We start from the raw sequence: 18,281 nt of genomic DNA on the forward strand, positions 1-18,281 counted from the left end.
CTTTCCCGCAATTTTGTAATTTCAGAATTACTTCGTGGCGTTCTATAATTTACACTTCAGATTTTGTTGGTATATTTTTGTGTAGTTCTTAGAAAATTCTTGAACCATGAGTCAGTTGGGCAATTATGTAAAATTCTTCTCTTTTATTCTGAAATATTATAACAGTTCTGTCTTAAAATCAGCATCTGATACGATTGTGAACGATACAGTTATTGATGTTCAGGAAAATTACGACCGCAAACCTCAGGAACTGGTAGAAGATTTGAAACAAATGGGACCCGCTTACGTTAAACTCGGACAGTTGCTTTCCACGCGCCCTGATCTATTGCCCGACGATTATCTTCTGGCTCTTTCTGAACTTCAGGATGATGTGGAAACCATCTCCTTTGAAGAAATAAGAAAAATATTTGAAGAAGAAACAGGCGCAAGATTATCGAAAGCATTTCAAAGTTTTGATCCGGAACCGCTGGCAAGTGCATCCATTGGGCAGGTTCACCGTGCTGTATTACCATCCGGAAGGTGGGTTGTTGTGAAAATTCAGCGGCCGGATATCCGAAAGAAATTTATTGATGACCTCGATACCCTGAGAGAAATGGCTGCGTTGGCGGTAAAACATTCCAAAGAAGCAAAGAAATACGATCTCACCACGATTATCGAAGAGTTGAGAATTATTTTACTGAATGAGCTCGATTACACCAAAGAGTTTCAAAATTTAGAGCATTTACGGTATAATCTAAGAAATTTTCCAAGGCTTATTATTCCGGAGCCGGTGCAGGATTATTCCACTTCCCGGGTTTTGACCATGGATTATATTCAGGGAAAAAAAATCACTGAGATCAGTCCGCTCACCAAAACAGAGACTGATTTCACGCCGCTTATCGACGAACTCACCGAATCCTATATGCAGCAGATTATTGTAGACGGATTGGTACATGCAGACCCTCATCCGGGCAATATTCATGTTACAGGGGATGGAAAAATGGCACTGATGGATCTGGGAATGGTAGCACGGTTTTCAACTACGATTCAAGAGAAAATAATGAAACTGCTGATCGGAATGAGCCGGAAAAACGGCGATGAAATTACCGATGCGCTGCTGGAAATGAGTGAATATGACAGCCATGAAGCCGATGTAAAAAGTTTCAGAAAAGAAATTAACCGGCTGGTGATGAACAGCACTGCAAGTCATGCAGAAGATATGCAAACCGGGCGAGCGCTGATTCACATGAACCGGGTTGCCGCGAATCATTTCATCCGCATCGCTACTGAACTAAATATTTTGGGTAAAATTATGCTGAATCTGGATCAGATTATCGCAGTGCTCACTCCGAAATATGATCTTCAGCAGGCGATCCAGAAGTTTATGGATAATATCGTCAACCAGAAAATAAAACAGGATCTGAACTCGGGCAACATTTACAGTTTTCTCCTGGACAACAAGAAGCTGGCGGAAAATCTTCCTTACCGATTGAATAAAATCTCCGAAAACCTCGCCAACAATGAATTTGAACTCCGCATCAATGCACTGGACGAAAAACGGGTGACAGACGGCTTTCAGAAAGTAGCCAACCGGATTACTTCCGGACTCATCATCGCAGCCATGATCATCGGCGCTGCCCTGCTCATGCGCATTCCGTCTTCCTACACCATTATGGGATATGGAATTTTGCCTTTTCTTTTTTTTATGATTGCCATCGGCCTCGGATTGTACCTTATTTATAATATTCTTTTCAAAGATGAAGATCTGAAAAAGAGAAAGTAACTTTTACACTCAGCGCCGGTTTACTTTCATAAATATGTATCTTTGTCCTATATGCAAGACCAATCCCTATCACTCCGTACTGTTACTGTAATGCGTTATATTCTGCCGTTGCGCGAAGGAGGAAGTTTGCCTGCGTTGGCAGAAGCTGACGATAATTTCAAATATGTCGTTAAATTCCGCGGTGCAGGACACGGCGTTAAAATGCTGATTTCGGAACTTCTGGGCGGCGTTATCGCGAAAGCTTTAGGACTGCAGATTCCCGAACTTGTTTTTATTCATCTCGATGTTGATTTCGGGAGAACGGAAGCTGACGAAGAAATTCAGGATTTGCTGAAATTTTCCGAAGGGTTGAATCTTGGGTTGCATTATCTTTCCGGAGCTTTAGCTTATGAACCAGGAATGAAAACAGATCCGTTGTTGGCTTCCAAAATCGTGTGGCTGGATGCGTTTATTACAAATATTGACCGTACTTTTAAAAACACAAATCTGCTTCTTTGGAACCGTGAACTTTGGCTCATCGATCATGGTGCATCTTTTTATTTTCATCATTCGTGGCAAAATTTTGATGCTGCTGCCAAAACGCCTTTTAAATATGTGAAAGACCATGTATTGCTGGGTCAAGCTACTCAGTTGCAGGAAGCGGACGCTTTTGCCCAAGCTGTTTTGAACGAGGATCTTTTCCGGAAAGCCGTCAACCTGATTCCGGAAGACTGGCTGAACTGGGAAGATGCCGACGAAAGCCCGGAAGAAATACGGGAAGTTTATTTTAATTTCCTGAATACCAGACTGAAACATGCAGAACTTTTTGTAAAAGAAGCCCAAGATGCAAGAAGATAAGCTCTACGAATACGCTGTCATACGACTGGTTCCCAAAGTGGAAAGGGAAGAATTTTTCAATATTGGGCTGCTGATGTTTTCTAAGAAAGAAAATTATCTGCGAATTGCTTTTCATGTTTGTCCAGATAAATTCCAGCTGATGTATCATACTCTGGAATACCGTGAAATTCAGGAACATCTTGATCGTTTTCGAAACATCGCAACAGGCGCATCAGATGGGGGCCCGATCGCACAATTAGGCGTTCCCGAACGTTTCCGCTGGCTTACCGCGGTGCGGAGTGCGGTTTTACAGACGTCGAGGCCGCATCCCGGCAAAACAAAAAATCTGGACGCTACTTTTGAGCGGTTATTTGAAGAACTTGTGAAATGATGAAAGGTAGTGCGTATTTATTTTTTATTTTTCTTACACTGCTTTTAACAAACTGCAGTAAAGACCAATTGAGTAATGATGAATACGAAATCATCAATCTTTTAATTTCAGAAATCAGATATCCTCCACCTCCTCCCCATCCTTTCTTGAGTGAACTGGACAAACTCTCGGATGCGGAATACAACCGAAAAATAGATTCACTAATACGAAAAGACTCCATTGAGCAGTTAAAAATCAAACTTGTTATTCATTTCGAAGACTCTTTAAAAGGGCTTTCAAAGAATTTTAAGAATATGCTCTATGAAGAAAATATTGGCTTTGAGGAGTTTTATCTTATGGACATTAATGAGGAATACACCCATTCTAAGAAAATTGACATGAGAAAACTTCAGTTTCCAAAAAATGTCGTCCTGTGGAAACCTAACAAAAATGAAAAGGCGAACCAGATTGAAAAAGTGACTCAATATTGGATTTCACGAATACTATTTAATAAAGAAAAAAATAAGGCCGTGGTAGAATTTAATTCGCTTTCCGGCCCACTTTCTGGCGGAGGTTCTAAAGTTTATCTTATGAAAACTGATGACAAATGGAAAATAATCCTTTTTTTTGACTCGTGGGTGTCTTAGAATTCATTCCCGCAAACCTTACTGTCTATCGCTTATTTGAAGAACTTGTGAAGTAAATTTTAAATATAAAAGCTCCTGTTATTCAGGCTTCACATACTCGATCTGCCGAAACATACCTTCTGCTTTGGTCTTTTCTCTGTCTATTTTCTTTTGAATCCGTTCCAGTTTGCGATCGCTTTTTACGAGTTCGCGGTTTGCTTTCTCAGCCCGGTTCAGAAGCTTGTTGGTGTCTTTAGCCTTATCGGCTACTTTCTGTGGATTATTTGACACAGTGAAATTATCACTTTTATTTTCTGCTGTTTTGCTTAAAGATCTGGCTTCCTCTCGAAGTTTATTGTTCGCCGTTCGCTCTTCTTCATATTCCATCTTCAGTTTGTTTAACTTTAGATTTTGTTCCAGAATTTCTTGGCGTGCCTCATACTTTTGCATTTCAGGAGTTTTTACGGTACCACAGGAAACAGTACCGAAAAGCGTTGCTGCAACAACAGCTGTAGAAAATTTTGTGTTTATCATATTTGTATACCTCTCGCTAAATACGCATTCTCTTAGTTTATAGTCATAACATTTAGAAATAATACGATTCATGTCGAGACTTGGATCAAGAAAAGATTACAAACCCACTAAGGCATGGACTTTGCTGCCTATTTTACCCAATTAAAATTCTGTCATTCAATCTATTAAATCACAAATTAAAATATTTTTATTATGAACATGATGCTAAGAAGGCTGAAAAACATTATTTCAGAAAATGCCATTACCATTATTCTCAACACGCATCGAACCCTGCCTGACAATCAAAAGGATTCATTACTGCTTAAGAATCTGATCAAAGAAGCAGAAACCAGACTGTTGGCTGATATGGATAAACGGGAAGCTGAATCATTGATCCAACGGTTGCGTGATCTGGAAGAAACTATTGACCACCGACAGAATCTGGAAAGCCTTATTCTTTTTGTTAATGAAGATACCGCTGAATATGTCCGTTTGCCCATTGCTGTGGAAGATCGTGTAATTATCGACAAGACTTTTGCAACTCGGGATCTCATCCGGGCGATGCACATGGAAGCCAGTTATCTGGTTCTGGTTCTCAGCCAGCAGAAAGCAAGACTTATTAAAGCTTCGAATGACAAAGTAATACAGGAATTTGGCGATCCGTTTCCGATTGAAAATAATCAAATGGTCAACAGAGCTGAACTTTCCAATGCGAGCCGACTAACCAATCTGATCTCTGAATTTTATAACCAAGTTGATAAGGAAGTGAATCATTTCCGAAAGGAAAATAAACTGCCTGTTCTGATTTGCAGTGAAACTTCACAATACCATGAATACCTGAAAGTAGCCGATGAGAAAAACAGTATTTATGACCAATGCCTGAGTGGAAACCACGACACTGCAAAAGCGCATCACATTGTGACGGAAGCGTGGGAAATTGTAAAAAAATATGTTATTGAGAAAAATAATGCGAGAAAAGCTGAGTTGCAAAAAGCGATCAGTTCCGGCAAATTTCTGAGCGATACCAACGAAATATGGCAGGGAATTCAGCAGGGATCTGTACAAACCATCTTCATAGAAGAAGGAAATTTCCAACCTGCGAAATGGATTGACGGACACATCACGTACGTTTCACCAGAAATGAGAAATGGAAAATCGGTGGTGGATGATATTTACGATGAATTAATAGAAGCCAACCTGCGACAAGGCGGCGATACGGTATTCCTGCCCAAAGGAGAATTGAAAGACTTTAACGGTTTCGGTGCCGTAACACGATATTGATTCCAGATTTATAGAAAATCTCAAGCTAATTCTCCCATTGAATCAATGAAAATACCTCACGATTCACTGGGAGAATTTTTAATACTATTCTGGAATAGAGAAAACGAAATTATTCTGCAACCACTTGTTTATTCACATAGTCACAGTTCATCAGGCGAAGGATTCCCATATAATTCAAATTAAATTCGATGAGATTGCCGACATTATAACCGGATACATTTTCTCCCAAATCCACCACCATCATATCCGAACTCGAACCCACAATTTTCAGGGAATCATCGGCAGGCTCAATATGGCTGTCTTCCACATCCAACAAGCCAATATCAATAATGGCTCTGTGAGAACTGCTGTTTTCTTCCTCGTCAAATTCCAGCGTATCGCCGGTAAGATTTTGTCCCATATCGCCATCCGGAAGGCTGGGTTTTTCCCGCAATTCAATAATTTCCGCATACAGTTTGAAAACATCCTGATGCATTTCCGGATTGGGTTTGCTGCTGTACACGTCGGTACCCAAAAATAAAGTTTCCCCTACCCTGAAATGATTCACATCTTTCGGCAGCAAGCCGCGAGAAATTAAAGGAATCGTCACCGAAGTTCCGCCGCTGATGTAGGGGATTTTTCTATTAAACCTCGCTTCTATCAGCTGTGCGTAAAGACACAGCTGCAACAGCTTGTCCTGATTCGGCAACACGCCGTACATACAGGTAAGATTGGTTCCCAAACCTGCGACTTCAATATTGGGCAGGTGAAATACTTTTTCATAAAAATCAATCACATCTTCCCGCATCACACCTTCACGAAGTTCGCCTAGCTCTATCATGATGATAATTTTGTGTGTTTTGTTCTGTCTCACAGCTTCATCGGAAAGCATTTTAATGGTTTCATATTCTGTATTAAAACTGGAATCGGCGTACTTTACAATACTGGAAATATAGCGTTTGGCTGGCGGTTTAATAAATACTGTTTCGATATTCGGATCCAGAGATTTAATGATTTTAAGGTTGGTAATTCTGCTGTCGCACATCTGTTTGACGCCCAAAGCCATGATTTCTTTCAGGTACACTTTAGAACCACAAAATACTTTGGAAACCACCCCCCATTCGATGTTGTTTTCCCTAAAAAGCTCATCAAGAAACCGATAGTTTTCCTGCAGTTTTTTTCTGTTGAGAACTATATGTGCCATGTTATCTGTTCCATCTCATTTCGAGATATTTATTGGTGAAGCCCATTTTTTCGTAGAGTTTCTTTGCCGGATTGTCCGGTTCTACGTGCAGTGCGATATTGCCTTCGGTATTTTCCAAAGCCATTTCCATGAGTTTTTTTCCAATTCCCTTGCCGCGATAGTCCTGATGTGCAGCAATATACACCAGAATATTTTCCGGTATATATCCTTTCATGCCTGTAAAATTAATAATGACTGCACCCACCATCTTCTCTTCATCTTTGGCCGTCAGCAGAATTCCGCCACTTTTTCCGTCGCGATAGAGCGCATAATCCAGGCATTTCTGAATATCGGTTCGGGCATCGCCGTACTGATCGAGATGTTGGAAAAGGAAATCTGCAATCTGCTGTTCTGTATCGGCAGAAACGTCGTTGGGATTTTTGTAACAGGTATATTGTATCATAAAAATAAAATTAAAAACCACGCTCCAAAAGGCGATCAGGTTAGTTTAATTTTTTCTGATTAAAGAACAGTAACTTTTACTGAACGAGTATGGGAAATATTCCCAGATCAAAAATAGCGACGAGATTCATTGAATTTTTCTGAAATATCGCTATGAAAATATGAACACAAAGATACGGAAAAATAAATAAAAGTGATTTTAAAGCTTGTTTTTCAAAGCCATAATCTCAATATAATACCCTGATAATCAACTTCCTTTATAATCCATACCATTGGATTTATTCACACAATGAGTACAATGATTTAAAGTCAGTTCTTTTTGATATTCAAAAAACTATTATCTCTAACCCAAAACTTGAAACCGGAGAAATTACACTTTTCAAAAATTATTAGCTCCAATGTAGAAAATTGTTTAATTTAATCCCGCTGAAACATGATGAAATAATTGAAAAAATAAATGACATTAGAACAATACATTGACAACTTAGACAAAAGGCACAGACTCGGAAACGCAACCGAACATACTTTCCGTGGCGACTTGCAACAACTTTTGGAAAGTTTGGTACCGACAATAAGAGCAACCAACGAACCGAAAAGACAGAGTTGCGGAGCACCCGACTATATTTTGACTAAAAAAGAGATTCCTGTTGGCTTTATAGAAGCTAAAGACATTGGCGACAAAGACCTTGATGGCACAAAGAAAACAGGAAACAAAGAGCAGTTTGACCGATATAAAGCCTCTTTAAATAACCTGATTTTTACGGACTACATCAACTTTCATCTGTATCGAGAAGGAGAATTCATTACCAAAATTGCCATTGCAGAAATTACCGACAAAGGCATAAAACCTTTGCCAGAGAACTTTGGCAACTTTGAAAATATAATCAAAGACTTTTGCGTTCACGTTGGACAGACAATAAAAAGCCCAAAAAAATTAGCGGAAATGATGGCAGGCAAAGCACGCCTTCTTTCTGATATTATAGGCAAAGCTCTTACAAGCGATGAAATAAACCACGAAGACAGTACACTGAAAGACCAAATGTTGGCTTTCAAGCAAATTCTGATTCACGACATTACGCCACAGGGTTTTGCAGACGTTTACGCTCAAACCATTGCTTACGGAATGTTTGCGGCTCGTTTACACGACCCGACTTTGAAAACATTTAGCAGACAAGAAGCAGCCGAACTGATTCCAAAATCAAATCCATTTTTAAGAAAGCTGTTCGGTTACATTGCCGGACCCGATATTGACGACCGGATTAAATGGATTGTAGATAATCTTGCAGAAATATTCTTGGCCTGTAATGTAGAAGAGATTCTTAAAAATTACGGTAAGACTACAAAAATGGAAGACCCAATCATCCATTTTTATGAAACCTTCCTGGCAGAATATGACCCGAAACTAAGGAAAGCAAGAGGCGTTTGGTACACACCGGCTCCTGTTGTCAATTTTATTGTTCGTGCAGTGGATGATATTCTTAAAACGGAATTTGGTTTGCCACAAGGCTTGGCCGATACATCAAAAACAAAAATATCTTTAAACACTCAAACGGCTGACAAACGCTCTGCAACAGGTTACAAACAAATAGAACAAGAAGTGCATAAAGTGCAAATTCTGGATCCGGCCACCGGAACAGGAACTTTCTTGGCAGAAGTCATAAAACACGTTCATAAAAAATTTAAAGGACAAGACGGAATTTGGAGCAGTTATGTAGAAAATCATTTGCTACCACGTTTAAACGGTTTTGAACTATTAATGGCAAGTTATGCTATGGCACATTTGCAATTGGATTTACTGCTGAAGGAAACAGGATTTAAGCCCACAAAAGACCAACGTACCAGAGTTTACCTCACCAATAGTTTAGAAGAGCATCATCCGGACACAGGTACTTTATTTGCTAATTGGCTGAGTACAGAAGCCAATGAAGCCAACCATATCAAACGAGATACACCAGTAATGTGTGTTATTGGAAATCCACCATACAGCGGAGAAAGTGCAAATAAAGGAGAATGGATTATGAAGTTGATGGAAGATTACAAAAAAGAGCCAGGCGGTAAAGAAAAACTAAAAGAGCGAAATTCAAAATTCATCAATGACGATTATGTAAAGTTTTTGCGATATGGTCAGCATTTTATAGAGAAAAACGGAAGTGGAATTTTAGCATACATCAACCCACACGGATTTTTAGATAATCCAACTTTTCGTGGTATGCGTTGGCACTTGCTAAAAACGTACGATAAAATTTACACGATTGATTTACACGGAAACGCTAAGAAAAAAGAAATAGCCCCAGATGGTTCGGCAGATGTGAATGTTTTTGATATTGAACAAGGCGTTTCAATCAATTTTTTCATAAAAACAGGCAAGAAAAAACCAAACGAATTAGGCAAAGTTTATCATTTTGACCTTTATGGCAAAAGAGATTTAAAATATGATTTTCTAATCGAAAACAATCTGAAATCAACACCTTATGATGAAGTTACTCTAACTGCTCCTGAATATTTTTTTATGCCTAAAGATTTTGAAGATAAAATCGAATATGACAAAGGCTTTCAATTAACGGACTTATTTATAGAATCATCATTAGGTGTTTTATCAAAAAATGATACGGTGACTATCGAATTTGAAAAATCATCTTTAAATAGGATAATTGAGAACTTTAGAAATTTAGAAGAATCTGAATTGCGAAAAATTTACAACCTAAAAAGCGATAGTAGAGATTGGATTCTGTCAAAAGCAAAGGAAGATTTAACTGAAAATTTCAGTGATAATAATTTCAAAATGATTACTTATCGCCCGTTTGATAATAGATGGACATATTTCACAGGTAAGCCAAAAGGTTTTTTTGCATATAGTCAAAACCGCATTATGAAAAATATGCGAGATGGTAAAAACTTTGCATTGATATCAGGCAGACAAGGTCAAGCAGTTGGAAGTATGCAATGGAATTTATCTTTTATCACTAATACGATTTCAGACCAAAACATTTATTATCGTGGCGGTGGAAGTGTTTTCCCACTTTACCTCTATCCAGAAACCAACGGTCAACAGCCTATTTACCAATCATCAGAAAGGAAACCAAATCTTAACCAAGAAATTGTACAGCTAATAGCCGAGAAATTAAGTTTATCCTTTACCGACGAAAAAGAAACCACTGAAAACACTTTTGCCCCAATTGATATTTTAGATTACATCTATGCGGTTTTGCATTCGCCAACATATCGTGAAAAATACAAAGAGTTTCTAAAAATTGATTTTCCGAGAGTGCCATATCCAAAAGACAAAGACAGTTTTTGGCAATTGGTAAAATTGGGCGGAGAAATACGACAATTACATTTGTTAGAATCTCCGAAAGTGGAAGATTTTATTACCACCTATCCAAAAGGTGGCGATAATGTAATTACAACTAAAGTTGCTAAAAAAGATTGGGAACTGTTTGATAAAGAAAAAGGACTTGGCAGAATCTGGATCAATGAGGAACAGTATTTTGACAACATCCCGCTCACTGCCTGGGAATTTTATATTGGCGGCTACCAACCCGCTCAAAAATGGCTCAAGGATCGTCAAGGAAGAACTTTGGAGTTTGAGGATATTCTGCACTATCAAAAAATTATTGTGGCACTTAGTGAAACTGATCGATTGATGAAGGAGATTGATAAAATTAAGTTTGAATAACTATTATGGAAAAATCACCAACATACATTATTTACGATGTGACTATAGAGCCGTAAGTTTAGATAAAACAATCAAAGGATTAAACGAAACTGTCAGTTACCTACATTTCTGTCAAATGATGCAACAACAGTTACTTAAATTCAATATACACATAGTCGATCTGCTTTTCTGTTTCCTTCAAAAATATTCCATAATCAAACTGCAATACCGCGCGAAGCTGGGAAAGATTTCTATTGGGAAGCTCGAGATTAAACCGCTCTTCTATGGATGGATCACTTTCAAAACGTATTTTGTAACTGTTGCTCAATAGAGATGCCACTTCTTTCAGGCTTACATTTTTGAAAGTTATTTTATCCGAAGTAACGGTGGATGAACTGGGCATTTCTCTATGATCCTGCACAGCGTGTTTCATCAGAATCGGTTTGGATTTTATGGAAAACATCTGCACCTTCTGACGCCTGTGTTTTATGGTCTTTCCAAAAGAGTATAGTTGCGCCAAATGACTCATAATGAGAGAATCCCTGTTGATATTCTCAGCTGAACGTCGGATATAGCTTACATTTATTTGTTGCATCAGTTGCGATTCATTATTTGTTGATATCAGATCCACATCTTTGTACGTCAAGGTCGATATGACATTTTGAAGATCTACACCCGAAATATGGAGAGAATCCTGTTGGTAATCGTGAATGATGGTTTCACCAGCACGTGAAACACCTTCTATTTTTAAAGAAAACCGATCATTGTCGATGCCGAGTTTTTGCTGCATAACCATTTCCGTGGACCATATCGCGATGGAAACAAATATGGCATTATGCAGCGCATGATTAAAATAACCCAGCATAAAATTGTACCTGACTCTCAGGTATCCGGAAAAAAGCCCGGCAATAAACTGTGGCAGAATCAATAAAGGTAAAAAATATAATGCACTGTTTTCATCTTCATAATTTAAAATATGTGCCAAAGCGAAAGCAGCTGCAGAAAGATAAAATATGACGCCATATCTTCGATTCCAAAAATGATATACTGATGACTTTGTTTTTGGAAAAACCGCTACAAAAAGCTGAAGAATATAATTTCTTCTCCAACGCAGAAACAGCCGGAAAATAAGTTCCTCAAAGAAAGGAATCACGATGACGGCTAACAAATATACCATCCATACCGGGGCGAACTGTAGAAATTGCCCAACCCGATGATTGTTGGTCTTTACCCATCCCAAATCATTTAAAAGAGCAATAATCCCGGACAGGAGCAGCATGACAGGAATATCAATCATCAAAACAGAAAACAAGGCGCGACTTTGCTGTTTCGCAGATTGATCAGTATCCTGCTGATCGGCGGGCTTTTTCAGAAAGTTCAACAAGGATTTTGCCGTAGATAGCAGCGAATAGATCATGGTTTTTTTTTTGAAATCAGTTTAAAGTCTATTGAATTCCGAACAATTTACATTTTTTTAGAAAAGATCTGGTTCTGTTTTCGCCGATTTAACACTCAGCACCATCTCCTGATAAATAAAATATTTCTGTGATTTTTATCGTAGAACATAGCTAGTGCCGAGATTCACCCTATGACATTAGGTTTTTCTTTTTAGATCTTTTGCTATTTCCTTAGCCACTTTTGCAATCCTGCCTAGCTCTTTAAATTTTCATACTGCGTTTCATTAAAAACCTGACCAGCTTTTCTGAAAACCTGACCAGCCTTTTGAAAAACCTGACCAGCTTTTTGCACTTTCGTACTACGTTTTATAATAAACCTGACCAGCGTTTTGAAATAGCTGACCAGCTTTTTTAATTTGATCAATATGATTTAGAAAAAACCTCCCGTCTTTTGGAAAAACTACAGGAGTGTTTGGAAAAAAGATCAAGCATTTATTTGTTGACCTTCTTTAAAGTTACCGTTTTCATCACCTCTTTGAGATTCGGAGAAGGTGAAAAAATAATTTTCACTTTACTGACATGATTGGCGGTGAGGAGTTCCGGAGTATCTTCTCCGCTTCCGCCCAAAGAAGGCCGAAAGTTGCCCAAATCTCCAAACTTCACGGTGTATCCGTTTTTGAGATACTTGATGAGCATGTTCTGCAGACCGTAAAGCACTGCACGCATATCCACACTGTTCAGTGTTGAGGAGTTACTGAGTTCTTCAGCGATGGTTTTGAAATCGATTTCCCCTGTTTTTTCAGCTGTGGATAATATTTCATGGGCGCATCCTTGTCCCGGGGATTATTGCGCTGAACCGGTTTAAATTGAATCATTGTTTTCGTTTTTAAAATTACACGTCACCGTAACAGATCAGCATACCTCAGTACCAATACGCATCGTTGCAGGTGCCGGCTTCTGGCGTTTCTTTATATTTTCATGATTGTGAAAATGCCATCGTCTATCAAAAATAGCATTTATTTACTTACAAAATGCTTTCTGAACCAAATAAAAAAAACCACCCCGACGATTATCGGGGTGGCATTAAATAAATTTAAAAATTATTTATAGAAACCAATAAAGGGATTTCTATCTGTTAATCAAAAATTACTTTTTGATCAATTTCACCGTTTTGGTGTTTCCGTCTGCATATCTCAGGTTCAGGAGATACAGTCCGGATTTCAGTTCAGCGAGGTTAATCTGTGCACCAGGATTGGCGATGGTTTTCACCATTCTTCCTGAAGCATCCGTTACCGTAACGGATTTCAGATTCTTGGCATCCGAAATATTGATCACATCTGTGAATGGGTTTGGATACACCTGAATCTCTTTTATGCTTTCGGTTTCGGAAGTTCCCAAGGTGCAGTCATAGGTAGCGGTCACCACTGTACGTGCGCTTTCACAAGCAGTGGAGAAGATCCAGTTGTAAATGTAATACCAATAGTTGGAACCGGATGTAAAATTGTTTCCTGTGATATTGATATTACTTGATGTGTAAGGATATGCTGCCCCTGAGGTGTTCCTGTTCAGATTAATACCCACACCCTGACCGATACGGTAACCTGTACCAACGGCTAGCGGATAATTAAGTACTACTGTTTGCGGTGTAACACCATCATTAACGGTCACTGTATACGGTACTGAAATCAGTGTCGTTCCGCTGCTGTCTCTTATTTCAATCGCAGATGCAGTGCCGATCGCTACTGAAGATACGGGGTAAACATCAATGCTTACCAGCGTTGTAGGCGAAATGACATCAAAAATCTGATAATAAGTAGAAATGGCATAGTTGGTTGCACTTATTGTACCTAATGCGGATGGACTTGCGGGACCCACATTTCCACTGCTTCCTGTTGACGCAGAAACATAATAATTGGTAGTAGCAGTTAGCACTGGTGTAGTGTAGCTCGTCCCGGTTGCCAATGCGGTTGTGGAAGTAGCATCGGCATACCATCTTACCGTAGCTCCCACATCTGCTGTTGCGCTCAGTGTTGCCGAACTGTTACATACATAGGCACCAGTAGTTCCGGTAATAGACGGGGGCTGACATTCCGTTGTAAAATCTACCGCTATTGCTGACCATGCACTCTGATCCGAAGCAGCACAGTGTGACCTTACCCAAACATAATATTTGGTCTGAGGCTGCAATCCCGAAATCGGAGTGCTAAGCGCTGCCACATTGGTTGCCAGTGGTACAGTAGCGGCTGTTGGCGGAGTATTGGATGTGCTGTAATACACATCATATCCCATCGCCGGAGGCGTTACTGAAGCATCCCAGCCAACTGTCGCAGTATTATAACCAATATTAGAAATCTGAATATTCGAAGGTGCTACACAGCTTGGTGGCGGCACTACATTCAACGTCACATCCACAAAATTACCGCTGGTGAGAGATCCGCAGGCGTCAGCCGGAATTCCCGAGTACGCTGCACCAATTCTCATTTTGTACATTCCCAGAGGTACTCCGCTCGGAATTGTAAAAGTCCCGTTGTAGCTCGCTACTTTTGTAGTAGTTGCCAGCATTACTTCGTTCGGATCATTAAAATCAAGATCATTGTTCCAGTCTACCCAAATGTAATAATGATATGTCAGCGTTCCCGAACCATCCAGGAAGATATCAAATGTCTGTGTAGAATATCCGGAAAATACCGTGGCACTGTTCACATACGATTGGTGTGATGTTGCGGTGTAATTGAGTTCCGTAACAGCACCCGTAGTAGTAGCTTCAGCTAAATAATAGGTAGTAGAGGTACCTGTTTGAGTAGGGATACAATATCCTGTAATACCTTCTGCTACGGCACTCCACTCACTTTTGTCTGTTGCTGAACATACCGATCTTACCCAAACATAATATTGCGTTTCCGCAATAAGTCCGGTGTTAATCGTTACGGATGTTGTGGTACTGGTTCCTGTAGCAGGTGTTGCTGCAGTTGGCGGTGTATTGTTGGTAGAAATGTAATATTCATAACTCTGAACCGGAGTCGGAGATCCCACTGGAGCCGTCCATGCCAAATCCAGGGAGACTACCGGAGTTATCGTTGCTCCTGTCACCATGAGATTGGTAGGCTTCAGACAAGTCGGTGTTTCTATCACATATACTTCGTCTAATAACAAATCATCATGGAAATATGGATTGGTTCCCGTATTTTTATCAACGGTAAACCTCAGCTGTATCGTAGTACCCGAATACGCAGCACCCAACGAAATTCCTTCTTCGCGCCATGCAGGATCGTTAGAAGTACTGGTGAAAATCGTAGCCCAAGCTGTTCCGTTGAAAACATCAACAGTAAGCCTGTTGTCGTCGTGGGTTGGCGCTCCTCCTGAAGTAGTGCTTGAATGATTTTTAAACCATTCAAAACGAACAAATGGATTGGCAACTCCTGTTAAGTCGATAAGAGGTGAAAGCAACTGTACCTGATGTTCGCCGTCATAAGGACTGCTGGCATCTACCCAGGCAAACTCTCCGGCTGCCTTACCATTATTGGCAGGTGTGGCACCATAACCGGGAGCACCGCTGAACTTCCAGAAGGCATTGGTACTCGTTGACGTAGTGGTAGGATTCTGATTGGTCCAACAAGGTGGCAAATCTCCACTGTTAAATGACTGATAAAACGGTGCCGTCAGCGTTGCACAAGCAGTTGTAAATTCTATTCCTCCAATCCAGTCGCTCATGTCACTCGATGAACATACAGAGCGAACCCAAACATAATATGTAGTAGCAGGCTGTATTCCGGTAGAAATCGTTGTGTTTGGAGTCATCAAACCTGTTATCTGCGGTACAGTAGTCGCATCAGGTGTCATATTGCTAGTGCTGTAATAAACATCATAACCATTAGCCGGAGATGATGAAGATGCCAACCACGATAACGATACTGAATGTGCAGTAGTTGCACCTACCATCAGCGTCGCAGGTGGCAGACATGTTGGAAGAGGTTCCCAATATACATCATCCCAATAATAGGCTTTTCCATCTGACGGGCTTTTAATGGCTATCCTTGCATTAGCAGGAATCCACGATGGAATGACTATCGAATAATCGCCATTACTGTAACTGTCATTTACAATATCAAGGGTCTGTAAATTCACAAAAGAATTCCAGTCGGTTACATCTGTAACATAACCTACTTCCAGTGCGCCCGGTGCTGAAGTGGTTCTCGCTTTAAATTTCAACCAGTGGGTTCCGGCATTTACGTTACTGAACTCCGGTAAAACTACAATGACTGAGGCATTAGCTGTAGTAGTATATTGATACAGATTCCGAGAACCTATCGCACCTGTGCTGGATATGGTCTGCGTACCGGCGGTCATTCCCGTTGGTGGAAGGATTCGCTCCCAGCAATTGGGCACTATGGATCCATTGGAATAGGATTCAAAATCCTCAAACAGAGTGACCATCGGCGCACACGCAGTAGTAACACTTCCTACAGAAAGCCAGTGGCTGACATCCGGCGCTGTACAACTGCTTCTCACCCAGACAAAATATTCCGTATTAGGCGTAAGTCCTGTAATGGTACCGGAAGTTCCTGTTGCTGTTACAGAGTTAGTTGCATCTAGCACAGTTGTCGCATCAGGTGCGGTATTGGTAGTGCTGTAATATAAAACATAAGAGGTGGCTGGATTTCCGAAAGCAGGTGCGCTCCAGTTCATTGCAACAGTATCAGAGGTTATTGTGCCAAAAGCAGGTGATTCCGGCGGGTAGCATGATGGCATCGGTTCCACAAAAACATCGTCAATATAGATCGCACTTGCTGACCCGTCAGTGGCGTTGTTGAATGCCAGATAGGTTGCAGTACCTGCCGGGAAGTTCACATCATACACAGTATGGGTAGTGGTAAGGATAATAGTTTGCAATACCGTGAAAGTCGCCGGATCTGTAGGGTCGGTCATTGTACCTACTTGCAGTTCCTTGTTTGCCGCAGTGGCTTTTGCAGAGAATCTTACCCGATTTGTTCCGCTACTTAAAGTTGGCGTTTCAGGAGAAATCAACATCACATGTCCTGTTGTAGTAGAAGTTCGGTACAGGTAATAGGCATTAGGGGAAGATACCACATTCGCAGCACTTGATGAAACATATCCGTATCCGGCAGAACCCGGTGTTTCATAATAAGTCCAACAGTGAGGAGCATTATTATTTGAAGAACTTCCCAGAAAACTAATATCAAAGTTTTGTGAATAAGGAATTGCAAAAGGAGCACATAATGTATTAAAATTATACGGCCCTTTCCATATACTATCCCCGTTAGTGCCGCCACAGTTGGCTCTTACGTAAAATTCATACTGCGTGCTGGAAGACAGTGCCGGCGAAGCGGATGGAGTGGTCGTAGTCGTCCACGTGGTGGGAATTCCTGTTCCTTTAGGCTGTATCGCATACTGCCATGAGGTTTGTGTACCTCCTGCCGTCCAGGTGATGGTAGCACCAGTTTGGGTAATTCCAGATATATCTACATTTACAGGAGCAGGGCACGTCACTACCACATCAAAGCCGATGTACGGCCTTCTCAGGTTAGATGTGCTTAAGGATATTGGTAATGTTCCTGTCGTATTGTTGCTGTACTTGCTGCCGTTGTCAGCTGCGAAGGTGCAGATAGAGTTATACTCATACGACCAGGTGATTGCATTGCTTGCAGTTGGATTGGTATATTCTACAAATAATGCCAGATTCTGATTTCCTGAGTAAGCAAATGATCCCGTGAAAGGAAACTCTTTCCAGCCTCCCGTCGTTCCAATAAGAGGTGCTGGATTTCCGTCAAACAGTAAAGTAGCTCCTGCTGAGGCAGTTGCCCAGTCCAGAGCACCGCTTCCCCAATCAGCCTGAGCTACCTCTTTCAGCCAGATTTTTAGACTTGGGGTTCCCAGCATTCCGCCGGCATTTCCCTCTCCGGTGTGAAAATACACACTGGTCAATACCTGGTCAGCCAGAGCTCCCAATTGTGAAGCGGGATAAATGGTAGCCAGTCTGTTGGTGGCATTCGCACTGGCCGTGGAATACATCGGGCCGTATGTGCTGCTCTGTGTAACAGACGGTAATCCGGAACAATAATCTATCGTCCATACTTGCGCATTCATTTTTGCTGAACTTAATCCCAAAAGGAAAAAAGCCAGAAGAATACCTTTCAGATAGGTTCGTCGAACATTGTACGACAACCCTTTTTCATAAATTTTCTTCATAATAAAAGTGTTAATTGTTGATGAGCCCCA

General features: G+C 40.5%; 13 protein-coding genes. 6 read left to right on the forward strand and 7 right to left on the reverse strand.

The window, feature by feature from the left end:
- The first annotated feature begins 106 nt into the window (after positions 1-106).
- The 4 genes from DQ356_RS09030 (at position 107) to DQ356_RS09045 (ending at position 3,595) form a co-directional block, all read left to right on the forward strand.
- On the forward strand, positions 107-1,762 hold the full coding sequence (locus tag DQ356_RS09030) for an ABC1 kinase family protein (RefSeq protein WP_114304158.1): 1,656 nt from the start codon (positions 107-109) through the stop codon (positions 1,760-1,762).
- A 90-nt stretch (positions 1,763-1,852) separates the two neighbouring features.
- Positions 1,853-2,599: a HipA family kinase gene (locus DQ356_RS09035; protein ID WP_228420702.1), complete on the forward strand. Its 747-nt coding sequence runs from the start codon at positions 1,853-1,855 to the stop codon at positions 2,597-2,599.
- Positions 2,586-2,969, forward strand: coding sequence for a DUF3037 domain-containing protein (locus DQ356_RS09040; protein WP_114304160.1), 384 nt, complete (start codon positions 2,586-2,588; stop codon positions 2,967-2,969). The genes DQ356_RS09035 and DQ356_RS09040 overlap by 14 nt, the downstream gene beginning before the upstream one ends.
- Positions 2,966-3,595: a hypothetical protein gene (locus DQ356_RS09045; RefSeq protein WP_114304161.1), complete on the forward strand. Its 630-nt coding sequence runs from the start codon at positions 2,966-2,968 to the stop codon at positions 3,593-3,595. Before DQ356_RS09040 ends, DQ356_RS09045 begins: the two co-directional genes overlap by 4 nt.
- Before the next feature lie 78 nt (positions 3,596-3,673).
- On the opposite strand, the gene DQ356_RS09050 is transcribed toward DQ356_RS09045, so the two are convergent.
- Positions 3,674-4,108: a SlyB protein gene (locus DQ356_RS09050; RefSeq protein WP_114304162.1), complete on the reverse strand. Its 435-nt coding sequence runs from the start codon at positions 4,106-4,108 to the stop codon at positions 3,674-3,676.
- A gap of 192 nt (positions 4,109-4,300) precedes the next feature.
- On the opposite strand from DQ356_RS09050, the gene DQ356_RS09055 reads away from it, so the two are divergent.
- Positions 4,301-5,368, forward strand: a complete 1,068-nt coding sequence (locus DQ356_RS09055) for an AOC03_06830 family ribosome hibernation factor (protein WP_114304163.1) — start codon at positions 4,301-4,303, stop codon at positions 5,366-5,368.
- 109 nt (positions 5,369-5,477) lie between these two features.
- Here DQ356_RS09055 and DQ356_RS09060 read toward each other — a convergent pair whose 3' ends face one another.
- Both DQ356_RS09060 and DQ356_RS09065 read right to left on the reverse strand, forming a co-directional pair.
- On the reverse strand, positions 5,478-6,551 hold the full coding sequence (locus DQ356_RS09060; protein WP_114304164.1) for an alanine racemase: 1,074 nt from the start codon (positions 6,549-6,551) through the stop codon (positions 5,478-5,480).
- Between the two features lies 1 nt (position 6,552).
- On the reverse strand, positions 6,553-6,993 hold the full coding sequence (locus DQ356_RS09065) for a GNAT family N-acetyltransferase (RefSeq protein ID WP_114304165.1): 441 nt from the start codon (positions 6,991-6,993) through the stop codon (positions 6,553-6,555).
- A 456-nt stretch (positions 6,994-7,449) separates the two neighbouring features.
- Between DQ356_RS09065 and DQ356_RS09070 the strand changes: the two genes are divergently transcribed.
- Entirely contained in the window at positions 7,450-10,668 is a 3,219-nt protein-coding gene (locus tag DQ356_RS09070) for a type ISP restriction/modification enzyme (protein ID WP_114304166.1), read from the forward strand.
- Positions 10,669-10,798: 130 nt separating this feature from the next.
- On the opposite strand, the gene DQ356_RS09075 is transcribed toward DQ356_RS09070, so the two are convergent.
- From DQ356_RS09075 to DQ356_RS09085, 4 genes are all read right to left on the reverse strand, one after another.
- The gene (locus DQ356_RS09075; RefSeq protein ID WP_114304167.1) at positions 10,799-12,064 is read right to left on the reverse strand and encodes a CPBP family intramembrane glutamic endopeptidase; all 1,266 of its coding nucleotides are present in this window, start codon (positions 12,062-12,064) and stop codon (positions 10,799-10,801) included.
- Positions 12,065-12,536: 472 nt separating this feature from the next.
- Positions 12,537-12,830, reverse strand: coding sequence for an HU family DNA-binding protein (locus DQ356_RS09080; protein ID WP_228420709.1), 294 nt, complete (start codon positions 12,828-12,830; stop codon positions 12,537-12,539).
- The gene (locus DQ356_RS11360) at positions 12,782-12,919 is read right to left on the reverse strand and encodes a hypothetical protein (protein ID WP_228420703.1); all 138 of its coding nucleotides are present in this window, start codon (positions 12,917-12,919) and stop codon (positions 12,782-12,784) included. Before DQ356_RS11360 ends, DQ356_RS09080 begins: the two co-directional genes overlap by 49 nt.
- 271 nt (positions 12,920-13,190) lie before the next feature.
- Positions 13,191-18,251, reverse strand: coding sequence for a fibronectin type III domain-containing protein (locus DQ356_RS09085; RefSeq protein WP_114304169.1), 5,061 nt, complete (start codon positions 18,249-18,251; stop codon positions 13,191-13,193).
- Between the last annotated feature and the right edge of the window lie 30 nt (positions 18,252-18,281).

It is taken from the genome of Chryseobacterium lacus, assembly GCF_003336205.1.
In the GTDB taxonomy this organism is placed as follows: domain Bacteria; phylum Bacteroidota; class Bacteroidia; order Flavobacteriales; family Weeksellaceae; genus Chryseobacterium_A; species Chryseobacterium_A lacus.